Annotated in this window: 21 protein-coding genes; 16 read left to right on the forward strand and 5 right to left on the reverse strand. The window is 68.3% G+C overall.

The annotated features are described in order from the left end of the window. Positions 1-51: 51 nt before the first annotated feature. Positions 52-1,215: a PLP-dependent aspartate aminotransferase family protein gene (locus QK291_RS05825; RefSeq protein ID WP_282379969.1), complete on the forward strand. Its 1,164-nt coding sequence runs from the start codon at positions 52-54 to the stop codon at positions 1,213-1,215. Positions 1,216-1,268: 53 nt separating this feature from the next. On the opposite strand, the gene QK291_RS05830 is transcribed toward QK291_RS05825, so the two are convergent. Next, the gene (locus QK291_RS05830; protein WP_282379970.1) at positions 1,269-2,588 is read right to left on the reverse strand and encodes an MFS transporter; all 1,320 of its coding nucleotides are present in this window, start codon (positions 2,586-2,588) and stop codon (positions 1,269-1,271) included. A gap of 90 nt (positions 2,589-2,678) precedes the next feature. Here QK291_RS05830 and QK291_RS05835 point away from each other — a divergent pair, with 90 nt between their 5' ends. Then, positions 2,679-3,662 (forward strand): LysR family transcriptional regulator, encoded by a 984-nt coding sequence (locus QK291_RS05835; RefSeq protein WP_282379971.1) that lies wholly within the window; start codon positions 2,679-2,681, stop codon positions 3,660-3,662. 190 nt (positions 3,663-3,852) lie between these two features. Here the strand turns inward: QK291_RS05835 and QK291_RS05840 are convergent, their stop codons facing one another. Continuing rightward, on the reverse strand, positions 3,853-4,899 hold the full coding sequence (locus tag QK291_RS05840) for a nitronate monooxygenase (RefSeq protein ID WP_282379972.1): 1,047 nt from the start codon (positions 4,897-4,899) through the stop codon (positions 3,853-3,855). A 96-nt stretch (positions 4,900-4,995) separates the two neighbouring features. Here QK291_RS05840 and QK291_RS05845 point away from each other — a divergent pair, with 96 nt between their 5' ends. From QK291_RS05845 to QK291_RS05885, 9 genes are all read left to right on the forward strand, one after another. Beyond that, positions 4,996-5,883, forward strand: coding sequence for a BadF/BadG/BcrA/BcrD ATPase family protein (locus tag QK291_RS05845; RefSeq protein ID WP_282380011.1), 888 nt, complete (start codon positions 4,996-4,998; stop codon positions 5,881-5,883). Positions 5,884-5,929: 46 nt separating this feature from the next. Further along, a complete protein-coding gene (locus QK291_RS05850; protein ID WP_282379973.1) occupies positions 5,930-6,382 on the forward strand; it encodes an NUDIX hydrolase in 453 nt (150 codons plus the stop codon). Between the two features lie 302 nt (positions 6,383-6,684). Next, positions 6,685-7,872 carry a ribosome small subunit-dependent GTPase A gene (gene rsgA / locus QK291_RS05855; protein WP_282380013.1) on the forward strand — a complete coding sequence of 396 codons (1,188 nt, stop codon included), beginning with the start codon at positions 6,685-6,687 and terminating at the stop codon, positions 7,870-7,872. A gap of 331 nt (positions 7,873-8,203) precedes the next feature. Beyond that, positions 8,204-9,298, forward strand: coding sequence for an ABC transporter ATP-binding protein (locus QK291_RS05860; RefSeq protein ID WP_282379974.1), 1,095 nt, complete (start codon positions 8,204-8,206; stop codon positions 9,296-9,298). Next, positions 9,298-10,074, forward strand: coding sequence for an ABC transporter permease (locus QK291_RS05865; RefSeq protein ID WP_282379975.1), 777 nt, complete (start codon positions 9,298-9,300; stop codon positions 10,072-10,074). Before QK291_RS05860 ends, QK291_RS05865 begins: the two co-directional genes overlap by 1 nt. Next, positions 10,071-10,814: an ABC transporter permease gene (locus tag QK291_RS05870; RefSeq protein ID WP_282379976.1), complete on the forward strand. Its 744-nt coding sequence runs from the start codon at positions 10,071-10,073 to the stop codon at positions 10,812-10,814. Before QK291_RS05865 ends, QK291_RS05870 begins: the two co-directional genes overlap by 4 nt. Further along, entirely contained in the window at positions 10,811-11,773 is a 963-nt protein-coding gene (locus QK291_RS05875) for an ABC transporter substrate-binding protein (protein ID WP_282379977.1), read from the forward strand. Before QK291_RS05870 ends, QK291_RS05875 begins: the two co-directional genes overlap by 4 nt. A 178-nt stretch (positions 11,774-11,951) precedes the next feature. Continuing rightward, complete coding sequence (locus tag QK291_RS05880; RefSeq protein WP_282379978.1) at positions 11,952-13,172, forward strand: pyridoxal phosphate-dependent aminotransferase; 1,221 nt, start codon at positions 11,952-11,954, stop codon at positions 13,170-13,172. Between the two features lie 77 nt (positions 13,173-13,249). Next, positions 13,250-14,104 (forward strand): polyphosphate kinase 2 family protein, encoded by an 855-nt coding sequence (locus tag QK291_RS05885; RefSeq protein ID WP_282379979.1) that lies wholly within the window; start codon positions 13,250-13,252, stop codon positions 14,102-14,104. A 14-nt stretch (positions 14,105-14,118) separates the two neighbouring features. Here the strand turns inward: QK291_RS05885 and QK291_RS05890 are convergent, their stop codons facing one another. Both QK291_RS05890 and xseA read right to left on the reverse strand, forming a co-directional pair. Further along, the gene (locus tag QK291_RS05890; protein ID WP_282379980.1) at positions 14,119-14,349 is read right to left on the reverse strand and encodes an exodeoxyribonuclease VII small subunit; all 231 of its coding nucleotides are present in this window, start codon (positions 14,347-14,349) and stop codon (positions 14,119-14,121) included. A gap of 55 nt (positions 14,350-14,404) precedes the next feature. Beyond that, positions 14,405-15,691: an exodeoxyribonuclease VII large subunit gene (gene xseA, locus QK291_RS05895; protein ID WP_282379981.1), complete on the reverse strand. Its 1,287-nt coding sequence runs from the start codon at positions 15,689-15,691 to the stop codon at positions 14,405-14,407. A 235-nt stretch (positions 15,692-15,926) separates the two neighbouring features. Between xseA and QK291_RS05900 the strand changes: the two genes are divergently transcribed. Further along, positions 15,927-16,769, forward strand: coding sequence for a hypothetical protein (locus tag QK291_RS05900; RefSeq protein ID WP_282379982.1), 843 nt, complete (start codon positions 15,927-15,929; stop codon positions 16,767-16,769). Between the two features lie 86 nt (positions 16,770-16,855). Continuing rightward, entirely contained in the window at positions 16,856-17,947 is a 1,092-nt protein-coding gene (locus QK291_RS05905; RefSeq protein ID WP_282379983.1) for a 4-hydroxy-3-methylbut-2-enyl diphosphate reductase, read from the forward strand. A gap of 36 nt (positions 17,948-17,983) precedes the next feature. Here QK291_RS05905 and QK291_RS05910 read toward each other — a convergent pair whose 3' ends face one another. Continuing rightward, the gene (locus QK291_RS05910) at positions 17,984-19,282 is read right to left on the reverse strand and encodes a DNA recombination protein RmuC (protein ID WP_282379984.1); all 1,299 of its coding nucleotides are present in this window, start codon (positions 19,280-19,282) and stop codon (positions 17,984-17,986) included. A 164-nt stretch (positions 19,283-19,446) separates the two neighbouring features. On the opposite strand from QK291_RS05910, the gene ychF reads away from it, so the two are divergent. The 3 genes from ychF (at position 19,447) to QK291_RS05925 (ending at position 22,394) form a co-directional block, all read left to right on the forward strand. Beyond that, complete coding sequence (gene ychF / locus QK291_RS05915; RefSeq protein ID WP_282379985.1) at positions 19,447-20,532, forward strand: redox-regulated ATPase YchF; 1,086 nt, start codon at positions 19,447-19,449, stop codon at positions 20,530-20,532. Between the two features lie 204 nt (positions 20,533-20,736). Further along, the gene (locus QK291_RS05920) at positions 20,737-21,390 is read left to right on the forward strand and encodes an SDR family NAD(P)-dependent oxidoreductase (protein WP_282379986.1); all 654 of its coding nucleotides are present in this window, start codon (positions 20,737-20,739) and stop codon (positions 21,388-21,390) included. Positions 21,391-21,683: 293 nt separating this feature from the next. Next, positions 21,684-22,394 carry a class I SAM-dependent methyltransferase gene (locus QK291_RS05925; RefSeq protein ID WP_282379987.1) on the forward strand — a complete coding sequence of 237 codons (711 nt, stop codon included), beginning with the start codon at positions 21,684-21,686 and terminating at the stop codon, positions 22,392-22,394. The last annotated feature ends 10 nt before the right edge of the window (positions 22,395-22,404 follow it).

Below are 22,404 nucleotides of genomic sequence, written 5' to 3' on the forward strand. Positions count from 1 at the left end.
TTATTGCCAGATACTTGCGGAATTCAACGGTGAATATTCATAAGGAGCAAGGTGCTTTCTCAAGACTCGCTGGCCGTCCACGCCGGCCGCAACGGACTCACTGAACTGGGCGTGCACGCCGTGCCGATCGACTTGTCCACCACGGCGCCACTGCCCTCCGTGCACGACGGCGGGCTCGCCTATGAGCACATGGCCACCGGCGGCACCCATGTCGAGGGCCAGAGCACCGTCTACCAGCGGCTTTGGAACCCCACCGTGGCGCGGTTCGAGGAGGGCGTCGCCGTCCTCGAGGACACTCCGGAGGCCGTGGCGTTCGCCACCGGCATGGCGGCGCTCAGCGCGGTGCTGCTCGCCGTCGTCGCCACCGGCAAGAAGCACGTTGTCGCGGTGCGGCCGCTGTACGGCGGCAGCGACTACCTGCTGGCCTCGGGCGTGCTCGGCAACGACGTCACGTTTACCACCCCGGAGGGCGTGCACGCAGCGCTCCGCCCTGACACGGGCCTGGTGATCCTGGAGACGCCCGCCAACCCGAGCCTGGAACTCGTCGACATCGCCCTCGTGGCAGCGGCGGCGGACGGCGTCCCGGTCCTGGTCGACAACACCTTCGCCAGCCCCATCCTCCAGCGGCCGTATCTGCACGGCGCGGCGATGGTGCTGCACAGTGCCACCAAATTCCTCGGCGGACACGGTGATGCCATGGGCGGCGTGGTGGCCGCGGCTCCCGAGTGGACCACGAGGCTGCGCCAGATCCGGGCCGTCACCGGCGGCATCCTCACGCCCTGGCCCGCCTACCTGCTTCACCGCGGCCTGGCCACACTGCCGGTCCGGGTGCGGGCGCAGCAGGCCAGTGCGCAGAAGGTTGCCGCCGCCCTGGCCGGGCACGGGCTTGTCCGGCGGGTCTTCTATCCGGGGCTGCCCGAGTGCGATCCGCAGCGGCTGATCGGAACGCAAATGTCCGGCCCCGGCTCGCTGCTCGCCTTCGAGGTGGGCAGCGCCGAGCACGCCGAACGGATCCCGTCCGCCGTCGGCATGATCACGCATGCGGTCTCGCTCGGCGGCATCGACACCCTGATCCAGCACCCGGCCGGGCTGACCCACCGGCCCGTTGCCGCCGACGCCAAACCGCATGCCAGCCTGCTGCGCGTCTCGGTGGGCCTGGAGGACCCGTCCGACGTCGTGGCCGACCTCGTGCAGGCCATCGAAGCTACCCGCTAACGCGCACTGCGCCCCTCGCCGCCGGCTGCGCCCCTGCGCCGCCGGCTGCAGCTTCAGTTGCCTGCACCGGCCGGCGCCTCGGCCGACGGGCGGGCGGGATGCACGACGGCGGTGATCACCGCCGTCGTACCGGCCAGGCCGATGACGGTCAGCGCCAGCGCGGTCCAGCCCAGCGACTGGAACACCAGCCCGCCGGCCCAGCCGATGACGCTGGACCCAAGGTAGTAGGCGAGGTTGTAGAGCGAGGCCGCCTGAGCGCGGTCGGTCGTGGCAATCACGCCGGTCCAGCCGGCGCCGACGCTGTGCGCCGCAAAAAAGCCCGCGGTGAACAGCAGCAGGCCCGCCATGATGAGCCCGAGAAGTTGAGTCAGCGTCAGGGCCAGGCCCGCCACCATGAGCACGGTCCCCGCGATTAGCACCGTGCGCCGCCCGAAACGCTCCGTCAGTCCGCCGGCCCAGCGGGACGAGACCGTGCCGGAGAGGTAGGCCAGGAAAATCAGGCTGATGACGGTGGCTGGCAGGCTGAAAGGTTCCCCGGAAAGCCGGAATCCCAGGTAGTTGTAGACGGCCACGAAGCCGCCCATGAGCAGGAATGCCTGGACGTAGAGGGCCAGCAGCCGCGGATTCCGGCTGTGGCCCGCCAGGGTCCGGAGGGCCCCGCGGAAGCCGCTGGCCGCCGCGGCTGTGAAGCCCCGGGCCTGCGGCACCAGGACCACGAAGAGGGCGGCGGCCACGGCGGCCAGGATCGAGACAGCCAGGGCCGCGGCCCGCCATCCCCAGAGTTCGCCGACGAAGCCGGCGAGCAGCCGGCCGGCAAGCCCGCCCAGGGTGGTGCCGGCGACGTAGGTTCCGGCCGCCAGGGCGGCATGGGCCTTGTTGACCTCCTCGTTGAGGTAGGCGATGGCGATGGCGGGGATGCCGCCCAGCGCCATGCCTTCGAGCATCCGCAGGCCCAGTAGCATCGGGAAGCTGGAGGCGAGCGGGACCAGCAGCCCCAGGGCCGTGGCGGCTGAGATGCCCCACAGCATGGCCCGGACCCGGCCGATCCGGTCGGCCAGGAAGGACCACGGAAGCACGGTCAGGGCCAGCCCGATGGTGGCCAGCGAGATGGTGAGTGCCGCCTCGGCCGCCGTGACCTGCAGGTCCGCCGTCATCATTGGCAGCACCGCCTGGGTGGAGTAAAGCTGGGCGAAGGTGGCGACGCCCGCGAACGCCAGCCCGGCCAGAATCTTCCGGTAGGCCGCGGACCCCTTAGGGTGCCCCGGCCAGGCAGCACCGGGGCCCTCTGTAGGGTCCGGCTGGACCTGGCCGTGGATATCGCCGTGGATTTCGCCCTGGGCAGCGGGGCGGCGGAGCAGTGGAGGTCGGGGCATCTCCCCAGAATAGGCGGCCGAAAGGCATGCTTCCAATGCATGATTCTCATAGAATACATAGCAAATACGGAACAATCTGGAGGGTGTGCCATGGACGTGGAGCACAAACAGCTGGTCCAGCTGCTGCCGCTGCTGCCCCTGCTGGCCGAACTCGGGCGCACCCAGCACATTACCGAGACTGCCGAAGTGCTGGGACTGCCCCAGTCGACAGTCAGCCGGGGAATCGCCCGGGCCAGCAGCATCATCGGGACGGAACTGTTGATCCGCGACGGCCGCGGCGTGCGGCTGACCCCGGCCGCGAAGGCGCTCCTGCCGCACATCGAGGCCGCGCTGGGCGAGTTCCAGACCGGGCTGGACCTGGTCCGGCACGAGTCGGAGGTGGTGCGCGGCCGGATCGCGGTGACGTTCCAGCACACCTTCGGTGAGGCGATGCTGCCGCTGCTGATCAGCGCCTTCCGCAGCCGGCATCCGCAGCCGGCCTTCGACCTTAGCCAGGGCGCCCGGGACGGCTGCCTGGCCGAGCTGGCCGCCGGCGACGCGGACCTGGCCCTGACCGCCCCGGTCGCGGCGCCGAGCCGGCTGATCTCCTCCGCCGCCCTCTACCGGGAACCGCTGCGGCTCGTGGTCCACCACCGGCATCCCCTGGCGAAGCGCCGCAGCGCGGGCCTCGCGGAGATCCGGCAGGACCCGTTCGTGGCGATGGGCGCCGGCTACGGCATGCGCTCGCTGACTGACGCCCTGTTCCGGGAGGCGGGGTTCCGGCCCCGCATCGCCTTCGAGAGCCAGGACTCCCACACGGCGAGGGGACTCGTCTCGGCAGGACTCGGTGTGAGCATCCTCCCTCCCGGCGGGCCCGCCCCGGGACGCCACAGCCCCGGGCATTCCGGCGACCTTGGCTGGGTGGAGCTCGCCCTGGATTCCGGCCTGGCCTTCCGGGAGATCGGCCTGGCCTGGCGGGAACGCCGCGGCGGAGCGGACACCGAGCCGGACCCTGTACGGCTGTTCCGGGAGCTGGTGCTCAGCGAAGGCCCGGCACTCCTGGCCGGCTTCGTCCGCGGCCGCTCCGGCACCTGAGCCGGCCGCTGCGCGTGTGGCGCCAGTTCGCCGGAAAGCGTCGATTTCGCAGGGAAACTTCCGGCGATCCGGCACCGTTCCGGCGACCTCGGTGGGTTACTCGCCGGTGGTGCGCCGTGCGTAGGTGGTTCCTCGGGTGTGGTCCGCGGGGGTCCGCGGGGGTGCGAGTGGTGCGCGGTGTGGCCGGCGGTCAGCCCAGCAGCCCCGCCATGACCTCAGCGGCGGAACCGGTCCGCGCCAGCTGCCAGCCCGCCCCGGCCCAGAGGTTGAGCCGCTCCGCATCCCCGGCGGCGGCCGCGGCTGCGCGCAGGGGAGCGGTGAGGTGGTGCACGGCGGGGTAGGACTCCGGAGCGTCCGGGTGGTCGAGGACGAACTCATTGACCAGTGCCCGGGCCTGCCGTCCGGTGAAGGCCCGGGTCAGCGCCGTCCGGGTGAAGTTCGGACTGGCGAGGGCGTCCTTATGCAGCTGCCGGGCGCCGCTCTCGCGCGTGCGCAGGAATGCCGTGCCCAGCTGGGCCGCCTGGGCACCCGAGGCCAGCACGTGCCCCACTCCGGTCCGGTCCATCACTCCACCGGCGGCCACCAGCGGGAGCCCGACGGCGGCCCGCACCGTCGCGACCAGTTCCGCCGTTGTGCCCGGCTGGCTGTCAGCATGTCCGGCATCGTGAACCGCAGCGCCCGGCTGGAACGCCGCGCTGTGGCCGCCGGCGCTCCCGTGCTGCACCACCAGCGCATCCACGCCCTGCCCGGCGGCCTCAAGCGCCTCATCCACCGTCGTGACCGTGGCGAGCACGGCGGAGCCTGACCGCTGCAGCGCCCGGACAACATCGGACCCGGGCAGCCCGAAGGCAAAACTGACCAGTTCCACCGGATCGGCCAGCAGCGCGTCGATCTTGCCCTTCCAGTGGTCGTCGTCGTCGAGCCGCAGCGGCGGGACCTCCACGCCGTAGCGCTGGGCATCCGGCCGGAGCCGGGCGCGGTAGTCCTCGAGCTGTGCCCGCACCGCTGCGGACGGCGGGAGCTGCGCGGGATCGGGAACGAAGACGTTCATGCCGAAGCGTGTCCCGGAGGCCCGGGCGCTGCGGATCTCCGCCTGCATGGCATCCACGCTCTTATAGCCCGCGGCCAGGAAGCCCAGACCGCCGGCGTCGTGCACGGCCGCGACGAAGGCCGGCGTGGAGGTCCCGCCCGCCATCGGGGCGGCAACGATGCGGGTACCAAAGATGTCGTGCGACATGGCTCACTCCTGGAAAGGATTCAGTAGGCTGTTCCGGTGACTCATTCTGACATCCCGCCGGCGGCGGACTCCGTTGCCCCGACCGCATCTGCCGCCGTGATCGGACTCGATATTGGCGGGACGAAGACCCGCGGCGTCCGCTTCGAGGACGGCACCGCGGTGGCCGACGAATCGGTGGGCAGCTCCAACGTCCAGAACGTCAGCCGCGAGGAGGCGGCCCGGCACCTGGCGGAACTCTTCGCCCGTATCGGCGGCGGAACCGTCGCCCAGGTCTACGCGGGAGCCGGCGGCATCGATACCGACGAGGACGCCGCCGCGCTCGCTGCCCTGATCGCGCCGCACGCGCCGGGCGCCCGGATCACCGTGGTCCACGATTCAAGACTCCTGCTGGCGGCCGGCGGCGCCAGCACCGGCGTCGCCAGCACCGGCGTCGCCGTCATCGGCGGAACGGGCTCGGCCGCGTGGGGTCGGAACAGCCTCGGCGGGGAGGCCCGCGCCGGCGGCTGGGGCTATCTGCTCGGCGACGAAGGCAGCGGGTACTGGCTGGGCCGCGAGGCGGTCCGGCACAGCCTGCGGCGGATGAACCAGGGGCTGGAACCCGACGAGCTCACCACCGCCGTGCTGGCCTCCTGCGGTGTGGATGACCCCAACAAGCTGATTGCGCTCTTCCACTCACCGGAGACCGGACGCCGGTACTGGGCCGAGCGGGCCCGGCTCGTGGTCGGCGCTGCCGCCGCCGGCCACTTCGCCAGCCGGGAACTCGTGGACCAGGCCGGACGGGACCTGGCGGCCCTGGCGCTGCAGACGGTCCGGAAGCTCGGCATCGACGGACCGGTGATCCTGGGCGGCGGCCTGGGCATGAACGTCCCCCGCCTGCAGGAATCGTTCCGCGCCGCCCTCGCCGCCGGGGGAATCACCGACGTCCGCGTCCTGGAGCAGGACCCTGTCTTTGGAGTGCTCCAGCTCGTGGCCGAACAGGGCTGACCCGGACCGCCGGGCTACCGCGCCCGTCGGCCACTACGCTGGAGGAATGAGCCTGAACTTCGACACCCGTCCCGCTGCCTACGCGGTCATCATCCGCGACGGCGCCATCCTCCTGGCGTACTGGAAGCAGGGCGGCAAGGAAGGCTGGACCCTGCCGGGCGGCGGCCTGGACCTCGCCGAGCATCCCGTTGATGGCTGCCGACGGGAAATCCACGAGGAAACCGGGTATCACGCCGAGGTCGGCGCCATGCTGGGAATCGACGTCGGGCACTGGCCCGCGGAGATCCGGATCGACGGCGGCGAACGGGACTTCCAGTCCCTCCGGCTCATCTACGAGGCATCGATTACCGGCGGGGAACTGCGGCACGAGGTGGACGGCAGCACCACGCACGCGGACTGGATCCCGCTCGAGGACGTTCCCGGGCTTAACAAGGTCTCGCTCGTCGACGCCGCGCTCCGGCTCCACCGCGAGCGGCCCCTGAACGGGCAACTGTCCTGAACGGGCAACTGTCCTGACGGATGCCTAGCCAGGCCCGGGGCATCCGGCTATTCTAAAAACCGGCGGTAAAGCCGACAGCGGGAACGGGGAGGTGGAGAAGATGACTGCAACAGTCCGGTGCGCACTGCGCGCCAACATCAGCCAGGCCATCATTCCTGCCCCGGCCATCAGCACCCTCTAGCCGCAGCCTGCCAGGTTCCACCCGCAGCGCGGCACGTGCACCGGGGCCCATCAAAGGGTTTTCGTTGACTACTTCAAGTGCACGTCCAGGCGCGTCCGGCGCCACCCACCCCATCCACCCCATTCCGAGTACCATCCCCAAGGATCTCCCCGCGGGCCCCGCCGCGCTCCCCGCGGGCCCGGCGGGGTACGGCTTCACCGCCGCCGTTGCCGCACGGTTCGCGGCCCATCCCGTGCCGGGCGGCACCGGCACGGGCCGGGTCATCCGCGTGGACCGCAACCTGGTCCTGATCGCCACCCACGATACGATCCTCCATCTGCCGTATCCCGGCACCGGGGAACTGCCCGCCACCGGCGACTGGGTCTGGCTCGGATCCAACACCGCGGGGGAGCCCGCCATCGCGGGGATCCTGCCGCGGCACTCGGAACTGAGCCGCAAACGCGCCTTTGACGCCTCCTCGGAGGCGCAGGTCCTCGGGGCAAACATGGACGTCGTCGGGGTCGTGGTCCCCGTGGACCGGCCGCTCACCCACAACCGGCTCGAGCGCACCCTCGTCGCCGCCTGGGATTCGGGGGCCACGCCGCTGGTCATCATCACCAAGGCGGACCTCGCCGACCTCGCGGACGACGTCGTCGGCAAGGTGGTCCTCCAGGCAGCCGGCGTCGCGGTGGTCACCACCTCCGCGGAGCACGGCGACGGCCTCGACGAACTGCTGGGCCACCTCCCGCCCGGCGGCACCCTCGTGCTGCTGGGTCCCTCCGGGGCGGGCAAATCCACCCTCATCAACGCCCTCGCCGGCACGGCGGTCCAGGAAACGGGGGACGTCCGGGCCGGCGACGGCAAAGGCAAACACACCACCACTTCACGCGAACTCGTTCCCCTGCCGGGGGGCGCCGTCCTGATGGATACCCCCGGGGTGCGCGGCTTCGGGCTGTTCGACGCCGACAGCGGGATGGCAGAGATGTTCGGCGACCTCGAGGAACTCTTCATGCAGTGCAGGTTTTCCGACTGCGCCCACGGCCGCGAGCCCGGCTGCGCCGTGCAGGCTGCGCTCGCGGACGGGTCACTCGAGGACCGCCGCTGGGAGAGCTACCTGAAGCTCCAGCGCGAACTCGCGGCCCTGGCCCGGCGGCACGATGCCGCCGCCAGCCGCGCCTACGCGCGGGAATGGCACCAGCAGATTTCGGCTGCGGGCAAGAGCCAGCGCGCGGCAGAACGGGACAGCTACGAGGCCGCCGCCAACGAGGGGGCGAGGCGCGGCGGGAAGGGCCGGGGCGGGTCCAAGGGGGGCAGCCGTCGGATCCGCTGACCTGGCCCCGAGTACTTCGAAGCAACGCGGGGTCACTTGCGGTCCATTTGGCCCCCTGGAATGGGCGCGAAGTGACCCCGCGTCGCTGGTTGGGCGCCGGCGCGGGGCGGCGGAGGGGTGCCGCGGGACGTTTTTTCACGCGGCACCCATCCAAAGTCGGCTGCGCTACGAATGGCTATGTCAGCCACAGCGCCGTCGACAATATCCCTGACATTGTCAGCCGCGCTGGTTAGGCTGAGTTCTATGTGCTTTACAGCCCAAAATCAGCGTGTCTATGATCAGTTGGCTGGACCGTCCGTTGTTGCCCCCAACAGTTAGGTAAGCCCCGGAAATGGCTGAAGCCATGATCGAGTTCCAGAACGTCACCAAGCGATACCAGGGCGGCCAGCCTGCCGTCGATGGCTTGACCATGTCGATCGACAAGGGCGCCATCACGGTCTTCGTCGGACCTTCGGGATGCGGCAAAACCACGTCGCTGCGGATGATCAACCGCATGGTCGAACCGACCTCCGGCACCATCACCGTGGACGGCCAGGACGTCACCGCGGTGCCGGCAGCGCAGCTGCGCCGCTCCATGGGCTACGTCATGCAGTCCTCGGGACTGATGCCGCACCGTTCCGTACTGGACAACATCGCCACCGTTCCCCGGCTCAACGGCGTCTCGAAGGCCGAGGCGCGGAAGCGTGCGCAGGAACTGCTCGACGTCGTCGGGCTGGCATCCGCGCTGGGCAAGCGGTACCCCTCGCAGCTGTCCGGCGGCCAGCAGCAGCGCGTCGGCGTTGCCCGGGCGCTCGCCGCCGATCCTCCCGTGCTGCTCATGGACGAACCCTTCAGCGCCGTGGACCCCGTCGTCCGCGATGAACTGCAGCAGGAACTCCTCCGGCTCCAGCGTGATCTGGCCAAGACCATCGTCTTCGTCACCCACGACATCGACGAGGCCACCGTCCTTGGCGACAAGGTGGCAGTCTTCGGCCTCGGCGGCAAACTGGCGCAGTACGCCACCCCGGAGGAGATCCTGCGCGCCCCCGCCAACGACTTCGTGGCGTCCTTCGTAGGCCGCGATCGCGGCTTCCGGCACCTGGCCTTCAGCCCGTCCGACGGCGTGACCGTGCACCCCGCCCAGACGATCACCCCCGCTGAAATCGACCGTGCCGGCAACGCCTCCGGCGAGTGGCAGCTGGTGGTCGACGAGAGCCTGCGGCCACTTGGCTGGTCCGGGCCGGGCAAGGGCACGGCGACTGTTCCCGGCGGTTCCCTCTTCCGGAAGGGCGACACGCTCCGCCGCGCCCTCGATGCGGCCCTGTCGTCCCCCTCCGGTCTCGGCGTCGCCGTGGACGAGGACGGCCGCGTGGCCGGGGTCATCACCGCCGAGGAAGTCCTCGCCATCATCGAGTCGGACCGCCATGTCCGCCAGGGAGCGCGCTGATGGAGTGGTTCCTGGCCAACAGCGGGCAGGTCTTCAGCCTCGCCGGCCAACACCTCGTCCTGGCCATCCTGCCGATGGTGTTCGGGGTGCTCATTGCCGTGCCGCTGGCCCAGTTCGCCCGGCAGAACCGCGGACTCCGCTCCGTGGTCCTCACGGGGTCCTCCCTGCTCTACACCATCCCGTCCCTGGCGCTGTTCATCATCCTGCCGACCGTCCTCGGAACCCGGATCCTGGACCCCGTGAACGTCGTCGTGGCCCTGACCATCTACGCCGTCGCCCTCCTGGTGCGGGCCACCCTGGACGCCTTCGACTCGGTGGACGAGGACCTCCGCCAGGCCGCCGTCGCCATGGGCTTCAAACCCCTCGCACGGTTCCTGCAGATCGACCTGCCGCTGTCCCTGCCGGTGCTGTTCGCCGGGCTGCGCGTGGTCTCGGTCAGCAACATCTCACTGGTCAGCGTCGCGGCGCTGCTCGGCATAGGCAACCTCGGAATGCTGTTCACCTCCGGCCTGCAGCGTGACTTCATCACCGAAGTGGTAGTGGGCATCATCGCCATCCTTATCCTCGCGCTGATGATGGACGCCGTCCTGGTCCTCCTTGAACGGCTGCTGACCCCCTGGACCCGCGCGGCCACCGGCCCCGGCACCAGCGACCAGGCCGGCCCCGCCCGGGACGCGACCGGCCCCGGCCAGGGCACGGCCGGCCAGGACAAGACCGGCGCCCCGGCCGCGGCGCTGCGGCTTTCCGATGCGCAGAGCACGGGCGGTGCTTCATGAGCGTCGTCAACGACACGTTCACCTGGCTCGCCGATCCGGAGCAGTGGTCCGGCAGCGCCGGAATCCCCGCACGGCTGGCAGAGCACCTGCTCTACACCGGGCTGGTGATGCTGATCGCCACGGCCATCGCCGTCCCAATCGGCCTGTACGTGGGGCACACCGGCCGCGGGCGGGTCGCCGCCGTGGCCGTCGCCGGAGCCCTTCGGGCCCTGCCGACCCTCGGCCTGCTCACTCTCTTCGTGCTGCTGGCCGGCATCGGGCTGATGCCGCCGATCTGGGCCCTGGTGATCCTGACGGTGCCGCCGCTGCTCGCCGGCACCTATGCCGGCATCGCCAGCGTCGACCGGAACGTCGTCGACGCCGCGCGGGCCATGGGCATGACGGAGCTCCAGGTGCTGTTCCGCGCCGAGTTCCCCAACGCCCTGCCCGTGATGTACGGCGGGTTTAGGACCGGTGTGCTCCAGGCCATCGCCACCGTCTCGGTGGTGGCCTATATCAACCTCGGCGGCCTCGGCCGGTACCTCTTCGACGGACTCGTGCTTTCGGACTTCCCGCAGATGCTGGGCGGGTCCCTGCTCATCGCCGGTCTGGCCATCGCCGTCGACCTTGTCCTTGCCCTCATCCAGAGGCTGTTCCTGTCCCAGGGAGCCTCAACCAAGCCAGACCGGAGCCAGCAGGCTGCGGTTGATCTCACAGACCCCGTACCCGCGGGGACTGTTGTTCAAGGAGGTACGTCATGAAGGAAACCCGCCCACGAGCACTCGGCAGGCGCGCATTCGGCGGCCTGGCCGCCGGTGTAGGCCTGGCCATGGCACTGTCCGCCTGCGGAGGCTCATCCGATCCGCTCTCCACGTCCCCCGCCACCGGCGGGGCCGCCTCCGGTGCGGGCTCGGCCCTCGTGATCGGTTCCGCCGACTTCACCGAGAGCCAGATCATCGCCGAGGTCTACGCCGGGGCGCTGAACGGAGCCGGCATCACGGCGAGCACCAAGCCCAACATCGGTTCCCGCGAGGTCTACTTCAAGGCCGTCCAGGACGGGTCGGTGGACATCATCCCCGACTACAGCGGCAACCTGCTGCTGCACGTCAGCAAGGACGCCCCGGAGGTCTCGGCCGAGGATATCTACAAGGCGCTGCCGGGCAAGCTGCCCGAGGGGCTGGCGGTGCTGGAGGCCTCCAAGGCCGAGGACAAGGACGCGATGGTCGTCACGAAGGCCACCGCGGAGAAGTACCAGTTGAAGTCGATCGAGGACCTCGCCAAGGTCTGCAGTGAAATCGTGGTGGGCGCCCCGGCGACCTTCGCCGAACGCGCCTACGGACTCCCGGGCCTGGAGAAGAACTACGGCTGCGTGCCCAAGAAGCTGGAGCCGTTCAGCGACGGCGGCGGGGCCGTCACGCTCAAGGCCCTGCTCTCGGACCAGGTCCAGGTGGCCGACATCTACACCACCACCCCGTCCATCGCGGACAACGACCTGGTGGTGCTGGAGGACCCGGAGAACAACTTCATCGCCCAGCAGGTCATCCCGCTGTACAACAAGGCCAAGATGACCGACAAGGCGAAGGAAGCCCTGAATGCCGTGTCCAAGATCCTCACCACCGAGGACCTGATCAACCTCAACCGTGCGGTCAGCGGCAGCCAGAAGCAGAACCCCAAGGACGCTGCCGCGGCCTGGCTCAAGGACAAGGGACTGGTCAAGTAAGAGGCTTGTCCAGACCGCTCTGACGTGCGACGGCGGCTGCCGGACTCTCCCGGTTCACGGGGGAGCCCGGCAGCCGCCGAATCCTTTTCTGACGGGCTTTTGCTGCCTGTGACGGCGGGACACCCCTTGTGAGACAGATCTCGGCGGAACTACATCCTCCATATGGCATATTTGATGGATGGCAGAATTCAAGCAGTCCACCAAGCTTCATAACGTCCTTTACGACATCCGTGGACCGATCCTTCAGGCCGCCCAGCAGATGGAGGCAGAGGGTCACCGCATCCTCAAACTGAACATCGGAAACCCGGCCCCGTTCGGATTTGAAGCGCCGGACGCGATTCTGGTGGACATGATCCGCCATCTGCCGCATGCCCAGGGCTACAGCGATTCCCGCGGCATTTTTTCGGCCCGGACCGCCGTGTCGCAGTACTACCAGACCCGCGGGATCCAGAACATCCATGTAGATGACATCTACCTGGGCAACGGCGTCAGCGAGCTCATCACGATGTCCCTGATGGCGCTGCTCGACGACGGCGACGAGGTCCTGATCCCCACCCCCGATTACCCGCTCTGGACCGCCTCGGTTGCGCTGGCCAGCGGCCGGCCCGTGCATTACCTCTGCGACGAGGACTCCGGCTGGCAGCCGGACCTCGAGGACCTGGAAGCGAAGATCACGCCGCGCACCAAGGGCATCGTGGTGATCAACCCGAACAACCCCACCGGCGCCGTCTATCCGGAAGACACCCTCAAGAAAATCGTCGCCCTGGCCGAGAAGCACGGCCTGGTCCTCTTCGCCGACGAGATTTACGAGAAGATCCTCTACGAGGACGCCGTCCACGTGAACATGGCCAGCCTGACCGGCGACGACGTCCTGTGCCTGACGTTCAGCGGACTGTCCAAGGCGTACCGTGTGTGCGGCTACCGGGCCGGGTGGATGGCCATTTCCGGGCCGAAAAAGGATGCCGCCGATTACCTCGAGGGCATCAACCTGCTGGCGAACATGCGCCTGTGCGCCAACGTCCCGGCCCAGCACGCCATCCAGACGGCGCTCGGCGGGTACCAGAGCATCAACGACCTCATCCTGCCGGGCGGGCGCCTGCTCGAGCAGCGGAACAAGGCGTACGACATGCTCAACGCGATTCCCGGGGTCAGCACCCAGCAGGCCCGGGGCGCCATGTACCTCTTCCCGAAGCTCGATCCCGAGGTCTACCGCATCCGCGACGACGAGAAGTTCGTCCTGGACCTGCTGCGCGAGCAGAAGATCCTGGTCTCCCACGGCCGGGCCTTCAACTGGGTCCGCCCGGACCACTTCCGGATGGTCACCCTTCCCCTCGTGAAGGACCTGGAAGAGGCAATCAACCGCATGGCGGACTTCCTGAGCCGGTACAAGGGGAACTAGCCTGAGCTCAGCAGCGTAGCGCGGGCGGTGGTCCGGCGGTCCGCACGGAGGCTGCCCGACCCGGAAAGAGGCAAGGCATGTCAGACATCGTGCGATTCAAGGAACACCCCTCCGACACCCTGAAGGTGGGCAAAGGCTTCAGCCTGAAAGACACGGACCCGGACTCCACCCCCGGCTACCCGGGCGACAAGGACGACGGGGAGGCGCTGCTTGCCGACCTGGATGACAACCTCACTCTGCTCCAGGAGCAGCTTTTCGCCGAGTCCCGCTTCGGGAGCACCAAGCGGCTACTGCTGATCCTGCAGGCCATGGACACCGCCGGCAAAGGCGGGATCGTGACCCACGTGATGGGCGCCATGAACCCGCAGGGCGTCCAGCTGAAGTCATTCAAGGCTCCCACCGCGGAAGAGAAATCCTATGACTTCCTGTGGCGGATCGAGAAGGAAGTGCCGGCCGCCGGCGTGGTGGGCGTCTTTGACCGGTCGCATTACGAGGACGTCCTGATCCACCGCGTGCACCGCTGGGCGGATTCGAAGGAACTGGAGCGCCGCTACATCGCGATCAACGAATTCGAGGCGCGGCAGACGGCTTCCGGCACCAAGATCCTCAAGGTCATGCTCCACATCAGTCAGGACGAGCAGAAGGAACGGCTGCTCGCGCGGCTGGACGATCCGGCGAAGCTCTGGAAATACAGCAGCAACGATTTGAAGGAACGCGCGTTCTGGAACGACTACATGGACGCCTACCAGAAGGCTTTCGAAAAGACAGGCACCGAAACCGTGCCGTGGTACGTGGTCCCGGCCAACAAAAAGTGGTACGCCCGGATCGCCGTGCAGCAGCTGCTGCTCGATACGCTGGACGGCCTCAAACTCCAGTGGCCGGTTCCGGACCTGGACGTGGCGCTGGAACGGGAACTGGTCGAGCGTTCCTGACCGGCCCGTGCCGGCTAGCCGGCCTGGGCGGGCTGCTCGCGCGCCGCTGCCAGGCGCTTGCGGGCACCCTCGAGCCACTGTTCGCAGCGCTTGGCCAGCGCTTCGCCGCGTTCCCAGAGCGCCAGCGACTCCTCAAGGCTCGCCCCGCCGGCCTCGAGCCTGGTCACGATGCCCACAAGCTGCTCCCGGGCTTCCTCGTAGCTGAGGCCCTCGATGTCGGCGTTGGGCTGTGTTTCTGCTGTCATGGTGTGTTGCTCCTTGCTATGTCCCGCAGGACGGATCGTTCGGTTGGGTGGTCCATCAGCCGTCGGCGGGTTCCTGGCCACCGGTCGACTCCGCGGTGAACCGGCCTCCGGCCACGCGGACGGCCAGCGGCGTGCCCGACGGCGTCTGGTCAGGGTGCCGGACAACCTCCCGGCGGGTCCCGGGAGCCGTGTCGCCGCCGGCAAGCTGGACGACGGCGTATCCCCGGTCCAGGGTCTTCTGCGGCGAGAGTGCCCGGACCTGGGCCTTGAGGTGGGCCAGCTGGTCCGTGGCCCGGACGACGGCGGTCGTGACCGCCGCCTGGGAGCGGCCCTTGAGCCGCTCGACGTCGTCGTGGCGGAGGCTGACCATGATCTCAGGGGAGGCCAGCACCGGCCGGGAGCGCAGCGAGGCCAGACGGTCCGTCTCACGCTCGACCAGCCGGGTAACACCACGCCGGAGCTGGTCGAGGGCCTGGCGGACGCGGGCGAGCTCTTCGACAACGTCCGGGACGATCCGCTTGGCGGCGTCGGTCGGTGTGGAGGCGCGCAGGTCCGCGACATCGTCAAGGATCGGCCTGTCCGCCTCGTGGCCGATCGCGCTGACGACCGGCGTGGCGGCGTCCGACACGGCCCGGATGAGTTCCTCGCTGCTGAAAGGCAGCAGATCCTCCAGGGCGCCGCCGCCGCGGGCAATGACGATCACATCCACCTCGGGATGCGCGTCCAGCTCGCGCAGCGCGGCGACGACCTGCGCGACAGCGGTGTTGCCCTGGACGGCCACTTCACGGATTTCGAATTCGACGGCGGGCCAGCGCAGCGCCGCGTTGCGCAGCACGTCCTTCTTGGCATCCGAGTCACGGCCGGTAATCAGGCCGATCCGGTGGGGGAGCAGGGGCAGGCGCTTCTTGCGGGCGTCGGAGAACAGCCCTTCCGCGGCGAGGGCATGGCGCAGGCGCTCGATCCTGGCGAGGAGGTCCCCGAGGCCCACGGGCCGGATGTCCTTCACGGACATGTTCAGCCGGCCCGTCTTGAGCCAGAATTCGGCCTTAATCAGGGCCACCACCCGGGAGCCGCGCTCCAGCGGCGTGTTCTGGCGGTCCAGCACATTGGTCCAGACGGAGGCAGGGAGGGAGATCTCCGCATCTATGTCGCGCAGCGTCAGATAGGCGTTCGTGCCCCGCCGGTTCAGTTCGATGACCTGGCCTTCGATCCAGGCGGAGGGGGCGCGGTCAATGTGCATCTTGAGTTTCTGGGACAGCAGCTGCAGCGGCCAGGGATTGTCCGGACTGGTTTCAGCCGCCGTGGCAGGAACCGTCGTGGCGGCCGCGACCTCCTCAGACATGCCCGTCTCCCGGGGCAGAAATGGCCTGGTGCATATGCGTCGGTGTCCTTTGCCGGGGCGGGGCTGGCAGCAGGTGCGACCCCGGCGACTGCGCGTCAGGAAAGGCCACCGGCCGACAACTCGAACTTGTCGGTTTCAACTCTATCCATAGCTCTATCATCGAGGGCCGACTTTATCGTTCCGCAGGCAGCCCCCCGTAGGATGGGCACTACCCACCGACCACCTAGGACTTCTCGTGCGCACTTTTGTCTCAGCCGTAGCGGTACTTATCGGGCTTGTCCTGACGGCTGTCGCTGTTCCAGCCATGTGGGTGGACCGCAACATCGTCCAGCAGGACGGCTTCGTGGCGTTCACCGCGCCGCTGGGCAAGGACCCTGTGTTCCAGGAGCGGCTGGCCGCGGCCGCCGTCGGCAGCCTGGGCGCGGAGCGGATCCCGGCCGCGCTCAGCGGACTGGTCACGCCGATCCTGGAAAGCGCGGCCCGGTCGCTGACGAGCATGCCTGGCTACCCCGAGGCCTGGACCGAAACGCTGCGCAAAAGCCACCAGCTGAACTTCACCGACCCCAGTGCACCGCCCGCCGAGGCCGGCACTGCCACGTCGCTGACTCTGGACCTGGCGCCCCTCGTTGGTCTGGTGGCGAAGCAGGTGGCGGACGCCACGACCCTGCCGCTGGAAGCACCGGAGCAGCTGCTGATCACGATCGGGCAGCCCGAGCACCGGCAGCTCCTCGACCGGGTATCGGCTTTCGCGCCGATGGGCTACGCCCTGGCCGTCGTCGCCCTCATCGCCTTCGCGCTGGCCTTTGTGGCCGCCCGGCGGCGCTGGACCGTCCTGGCCGGGATTGGGCTCGGAGTCCTGGTGCTGGCCGGAGCCTGGAAGCTGGCCGCCGACGCCGTCGGGGCAGCAGTGACGGCAACGGGCAGCGGCAACGCGGTTGCGGAGATCTTCAAGAGCGAATTCGTTGCGGCCGCCAGCTCAAGCTTTGGACAGTGGACCCTGGCGGCCGCCGTAGCCGGCGGTGTCCTGCTGGCAGCTGGACTCGTGGTGCGCGTCGTCGGCGGGCGCAGCCGCGCCTGAGCGTCCGGCGCCGCACCTGCGGCCGCGCGAAGCGCCGGCAGACCGGGCCTAGTCGGCGGCCCGCCCAACACCGGTAGCATTGGGGCATGACTTCCACTGCTGTCTCCATTCCGATGCCAACCGTTCCGCGCCGGCGGCGTACGCCGGAAGAAGTCCTGGCTGCAGCGCCCGTCGGCGGCCCGAAAAAGGTCCTGCTCGCCGCCCCGCGCGGCTACTGCGCCGGCGTCGACCGTGCTGTCATCGCGGTGGAAAAGGCGCTGGAGCACTATGGCCCGCCGGTCTACGTGCGCAAACAGATCGTCCACAACGTGCATGTGGTCAGCTCCCTGGAGGAAAAAGGCGCCATTTTCGTGGAGGAGACCGACGAGGTCCCCGAGGGCGCCCTGGTGATCTTCTCCGCCCACGGCGTCTCGCCCGCCGTGGTCCAGTCCGCCGAGGACCGCGGACTGCGGACCATCGACGCCACCTGCCCGCTCGTGACGAAGGTACACAAAGAGGCGGTTCGCTTCGCGAAGGACGACTTCGACATCCTGCTGATCGGCCATGACGGCCATGAGGAAGTCGAAGGGACAGCGGGCGAGGCCCCCGAGCACATCCAGATCATCAACGGCCCGCACGAGGTTGACAAGGTCACGGTCCGGGACCCGGAGAAAGTTATCTGGCTCTCCCAGACCACCCTCAGCGTGGACGAAACCATGGAGACCGTACGCCTGCTCAAGGAACGGTTCCCCACCCTGCAGGACCCGCCCAGCGATGACATCTGCTACGCGACCACGAACCGCCAGGTGGCCATCAAGAAGATCTCACCCCAGGCCGAGCTCGTGATTGTGGTCGGATCGGCCAACTCCTCGAACTCGGTCCGGCTCGTGGAAGTGGCGCTGGAGTACGGCGCGAAGGCCTCGTACCGCGTGGACTTCGCCAATGAGGTGGACGAGTCCTGGTTCGAGGGTGTGGCGACCGTCGGTGTGACCTCGGGTGCCTCGGTCCCGGAGGTCCTGGTCAAGGATGTCCTGCGCCTGCTCGCCGACTACGGCTACGGCGCGGTCGAGGAAGTCGTCACGGCCGAAGAGGACCTGCTGTTCTCACTGCCGAAGGAGCTCCGCGCCACCCTGAAGCAGGCCGGCGATGTCACTCGCGCCCTCGGGGGCCGCGGGGCACGCCCCGCCCAGACCTCCTAGCAGGCTCACAAGTCAGTCCAACGCACACCGTCAGTCCTAGGCGGCGGACTCCTGGTCCTCTTCGTGTGAATCGCTCGGGGCTGCGTCCGCCGACCGCCCGGACCCAATTTCCGGCCCGTTCCCGGGCTGGAGCTCCGGGGCAGCCACGGATCGCGGCGTCACCTCGACGGCCGCGGGGGTGGCCAGCCCGGTCGCGTCCAGTGCGTTGAGCTTGCGGGCCGTCGGCAGCACCCGGGCCTCCAGCGTGCCCACCATGGAGTTGTAACGATCCACGGAGGTCTTGAGTGAGGCGCCGAGTTTGGTGACGTTCTCGCCGAGCGTCCCCATCCTCTCGTAGAGCTGGTGGGCCAGTTCGAAGAGCTCCCGCGCGCTGTCAGTGAGGACGTCCTGGCGCCAGGTGAAGGCGACGGATTTCAGGACCGCCAGCAGGGTTGAGGGCGAGGCCAGCACCACGTTCCTGGACAGGGCGTAGTCCAGCAGTGCAGGGTCCGCCGAGAGCGCGGCCGCCAGGATCGATTCGGCCGGCAGGAAGCAGACCACCAGTTCCGGGGAGTTGCCCGGGATATCCCAGTACTTCTTGCTGCTCAGCGCGTCCACATGGGCCTTCAGCGCCTTGGCATGGGCCAGCAGATGGGCCTGCTGCCCGCTCAGGGACTGCGCGTGCTGCAGCCCGGGGGCGGCGGACGCCCCGAGTTCCTGAGCCGCAAGATAGGCCGCGAGCGGCACCTTCGCGTCGACCACGAGCTGTTTCTGGCCGGGGAGCTGCACGACCAGGTCGGGCCGGATACTGCTCTCCGACCCGGCGCTGTGCTGCTGGCCGCTGTGAACCTGCTCGTGGAAATCGACGTGGCGGAGCATTCCGGCGGCCTCCACCACACGGCGCAACTGGACTTCCCCCCACTGGCCGCGGGCGCTGTTGGACCGCAGCGCGGACTCCAGTGCATGGGTTGAGCGCAGCAGCTGTTCGTCGGACAACCGGGCTTCCTGCAGCTGCTGGGCCAGCTGGCCGTACTGCTCGAGGCGGTCGCGCTCCAGCAGCGACACCTGATGCTGCACCGCGGTGAGCTTCTCCGCCACTGGTGCCAGGGCCCGCAGCACGCTGCCGTCCTGGTTCCGGGATTCCCCGAGGTCCCGGTTCTGGGCCGCCAGCAGGCGCCTCTCGGCGTCGGCGGCGGCGAACTGCGCGCTGACCTCGGAGAGCCGGGCCGAGACGGCGTCGAAATCCTGTTCCACCGCGAGGGTGCGGCGCCGGATCAGCAGAAAGACCACGGCGGCGCCGGCGACCGCGCCGACGAGCAGCATGAGCAGGGCAAGAATCAGTGCAAAAGCGTCCATGCCTTCACTGTGGCATGCCCCCACGACAGTTTCCCGCCGACGCCCTGCCGGCGGCGTCGAAGCGTCCCGGCGGCGGCCGAACCAGACGCAGCCCAAGCCGCTGGCCAGATCTCGAACCGGGCCGTCGCAGGGGACCCCGGCCGCAGCGGGTAGAATTAGTACTCGTGGCTCTTACTATTGGCATCGTCGGACTGCCCAACGTCGGCAAATCAACTCTTTTCAATGCACTGACCCGTAACCAGGTGCTCGCAGCGAACTACCCGTTCGCCACGATCGAGCCGAACGTCGGTGTGGTCAACCTGCCGGACCCGCGGCTTGCCAAGCTGGCCGCCGTCTTCGGATCGGCGCGCCTGCTGCCCGCCCCGGTGTCGTTCGTCGACATCGCCGGGATCGTCAAGGGTGCCTCGGAGGGCGAAGGACTGGGCAACAAGTTCCTCGCCAACATCCGCGAGGCTGAGGCTATCGCCCAGGTTGTCCGCGTGTTCGATGATCCCGACGTCATCCACGTCGACGGCAAGGTGGATCCCCGCTCGGACATGGAGATCATCAACACCGAGCTGATCCTGGCTGATCTTCAGACCATTGAAAACGCGATTCCCCGGATCGAAAAAGAAGTCAAGATCAAGAAGCGGGACACCGCGGAGCTGGCGGCCATCAAGGCCGCCCAGGCCGTCCTTGAACGCGGCGACACCATTTTCGCCTCGGTAAAGCGCGACAAGCTGGAGATGGAGCACCTCAGGGAGCTCAGCCTCCTGACCGCCAAGCCCATCATCTACGTCTTCAACGCGGACGAGGGCATTCTGGGCAGCCCGGGGAAGCAGGAAGAACTGCGCGCCATGGTGGCCCCGGCTGACGCCATCTTCCTCGACGCCAAGCTCGAATCGGACCTCGTGGAACTGGACGAGGAAGAGGCCCGCGAAATGCTGGAGATGAACGGCCAGGACGAATCCGGCCTGGACCAGCTGGCCCGCGTCGGTTTCCACACCCTCGGGCTGCAGACCTACCTGACCGCGGGGCCCAAGGAAACCCGGGCGTGGACCATCCACCAGGGCGACACGGCCCCGCAGGCGGCCGGCGTCATCCACTCCGATTTCCAGCGCGGATTCATCAAGGCCGAGGTCGTCTCCTTCGACGACCTCATCGACGCCGGGTCCATGGCGGAGGCGAAGTCCCGCGGCAAGGTGCGGATCGAAGGCAAGGAATACGTCATGGTCGACGGCGATGTGGTGGAGTTCCGGTTTAACGTCTAGCCCACTGAATTTCGAGACGGCCCCATCTGCTTCCGCAGATGGGGCCGTCTCTGTTGGTGCGATGGGAGCATCCGAAACCTTGCGCGCTTCATTCCGGATGAGCGCGTGAAGCCTGCTTCGTTGCATGGGGATTACCGCAGCCGTCCAGCCTCAGGAAACCGACCCGCGCTGGGCTACCTGCAGCACGTGACCTAGGATCTACCCATGACGACTCTTCAGGGTGCGGTTGTTCTGGTAGTCGGCGCCACCGGCGGACTCGGTTCGCGCATTGCCGCTCAGCTGGAGAGTAACGGCGCCATCGTCGCCCGGTCGTCAAAGTCTGCTGGGCACGATCTGCGCGCACCCTTCGTGATCCAGGAGGTGCTGGATGACACGCATGCTCAGTACGGACGTCTCGACGGGCTAGTGGTTGCGTCCGGGGTCGTCGCCTTCGGCGCCGCATCAGACCTTGAACCCGCCACGGTGGACGAACTCTTCGCTGTGAACACGACCTGTCCGATCCAGCTCATTACCCAGAGCCAGCCCTACCTCGCCGCCTCGGCACGTGAGGGCCGGGAGCCTTTTGTGGTCACACTGAGCGGCGTTGTCGCCGAGGCACCCGTCGCCGGCCTGGCGGCATACTCGGCGTCGAAGGCTGGGCTCGCGGCCTTCGTTGTCGCAGCGGCGCGCGAGTATCGCCGCGCGGGCATCCGAATCGTGGACGCCCGCCCAGGCCACACTAGTACCGCACTGTCCGAACATCCGATCGCCGGGTCAGCGCCGCGATTCGGAGCGGGTCTGGATCCAGACCTGGTTGCAGCGCGGATTATCACCGCGATCGTCGATGGCGAGAAGGATCTGCCCAGCACCGCCTTCTAGGCTCGCCCAGGCCAGCGCGGAAATGCCAAGGCGCCACCGATCTGAACGTCGGCAATTTCCTGACCGAGGCGACCCATATCTATCCACAGGCGTTCTATGGGTTGTCTTCGCCTACTTGCTGTCATCGTGAACCGGTCTTCCCGCTAGTGCCGATCGCCGGAACGGCGTGGTTGGCCTTCAGTCCAGCCGCTGGATAACCCGGCTCCGCCGATCAGACTCTCCTGGTGAGGACCACGTTGTTAGGATCGAGCCGACTGTCCTGACCATGAGCTTCTTCCCGAGAGTGAGGATCCGTGAAAGCCGACCACTATGACAGTTTCGCCGAAAGCTACTCGGCGGAGAACGAGTCCAGCCTCCTCAACGCCTATTACGAGCGGCCGGCGATGATAGCCCTCGCCGGCGACGTCGACGGACACCGGGTCCTGGACGCAGGGTGCGGCTCCGGGCCTCTGTTTGCGGCGCTGAGCGCGAAAGGCGCGATCATGACCGGGTTCGATGCCAGTCCTGCGATGCTCGAATTGGCAAGAAAGCGATTGGGCGCGACCGCGGACCTGTATGTGGCCGACCTCAGCAAGCCGCTACTTTTCGCCGATGACTCCTTCGACGACGTTGTCTCGTCCTTGGTTCTGCACTATCTGGAGGACTGGTCAGCACCACTTGCCGAGCTGCGGCGTGTGCTGAAGCCGGGTGGTCGCCTGATCCTGTCGGTCAACCACCCCACTGTCAGCGTGGTCACCCAACCTACCGAGGACTACTTCGCGATCCGGCAGTACTCGGAAGATTACGAGTTCGATGGCGAGCCTGCGGTCCTGACCTTCTGGCACCGGCCACTTCACGCGATGTTCAGCGCCTTCACGTCGGCGGGATACCGCGTAGCCGCCGTGAGCGAACCAGGGCCTTCTCCAGACACACCGCACGAGCTCCTTCCGCCGCGCCTCCTCAACGGAGAGAAGACAGCGTTCCTGTCCTTCATCTTCTTCGTCCTCGAAGCCGGCAGAGGGTAGCGGAGGGAAA

The organism is Arthrobacter sp. AL12 (assembly GCF_029960645.1).
GTDB lineage: Bacteria > Actinomycetota > Actinomycetes > Actinomycetales > Micrococcaceae > Arthrobacter.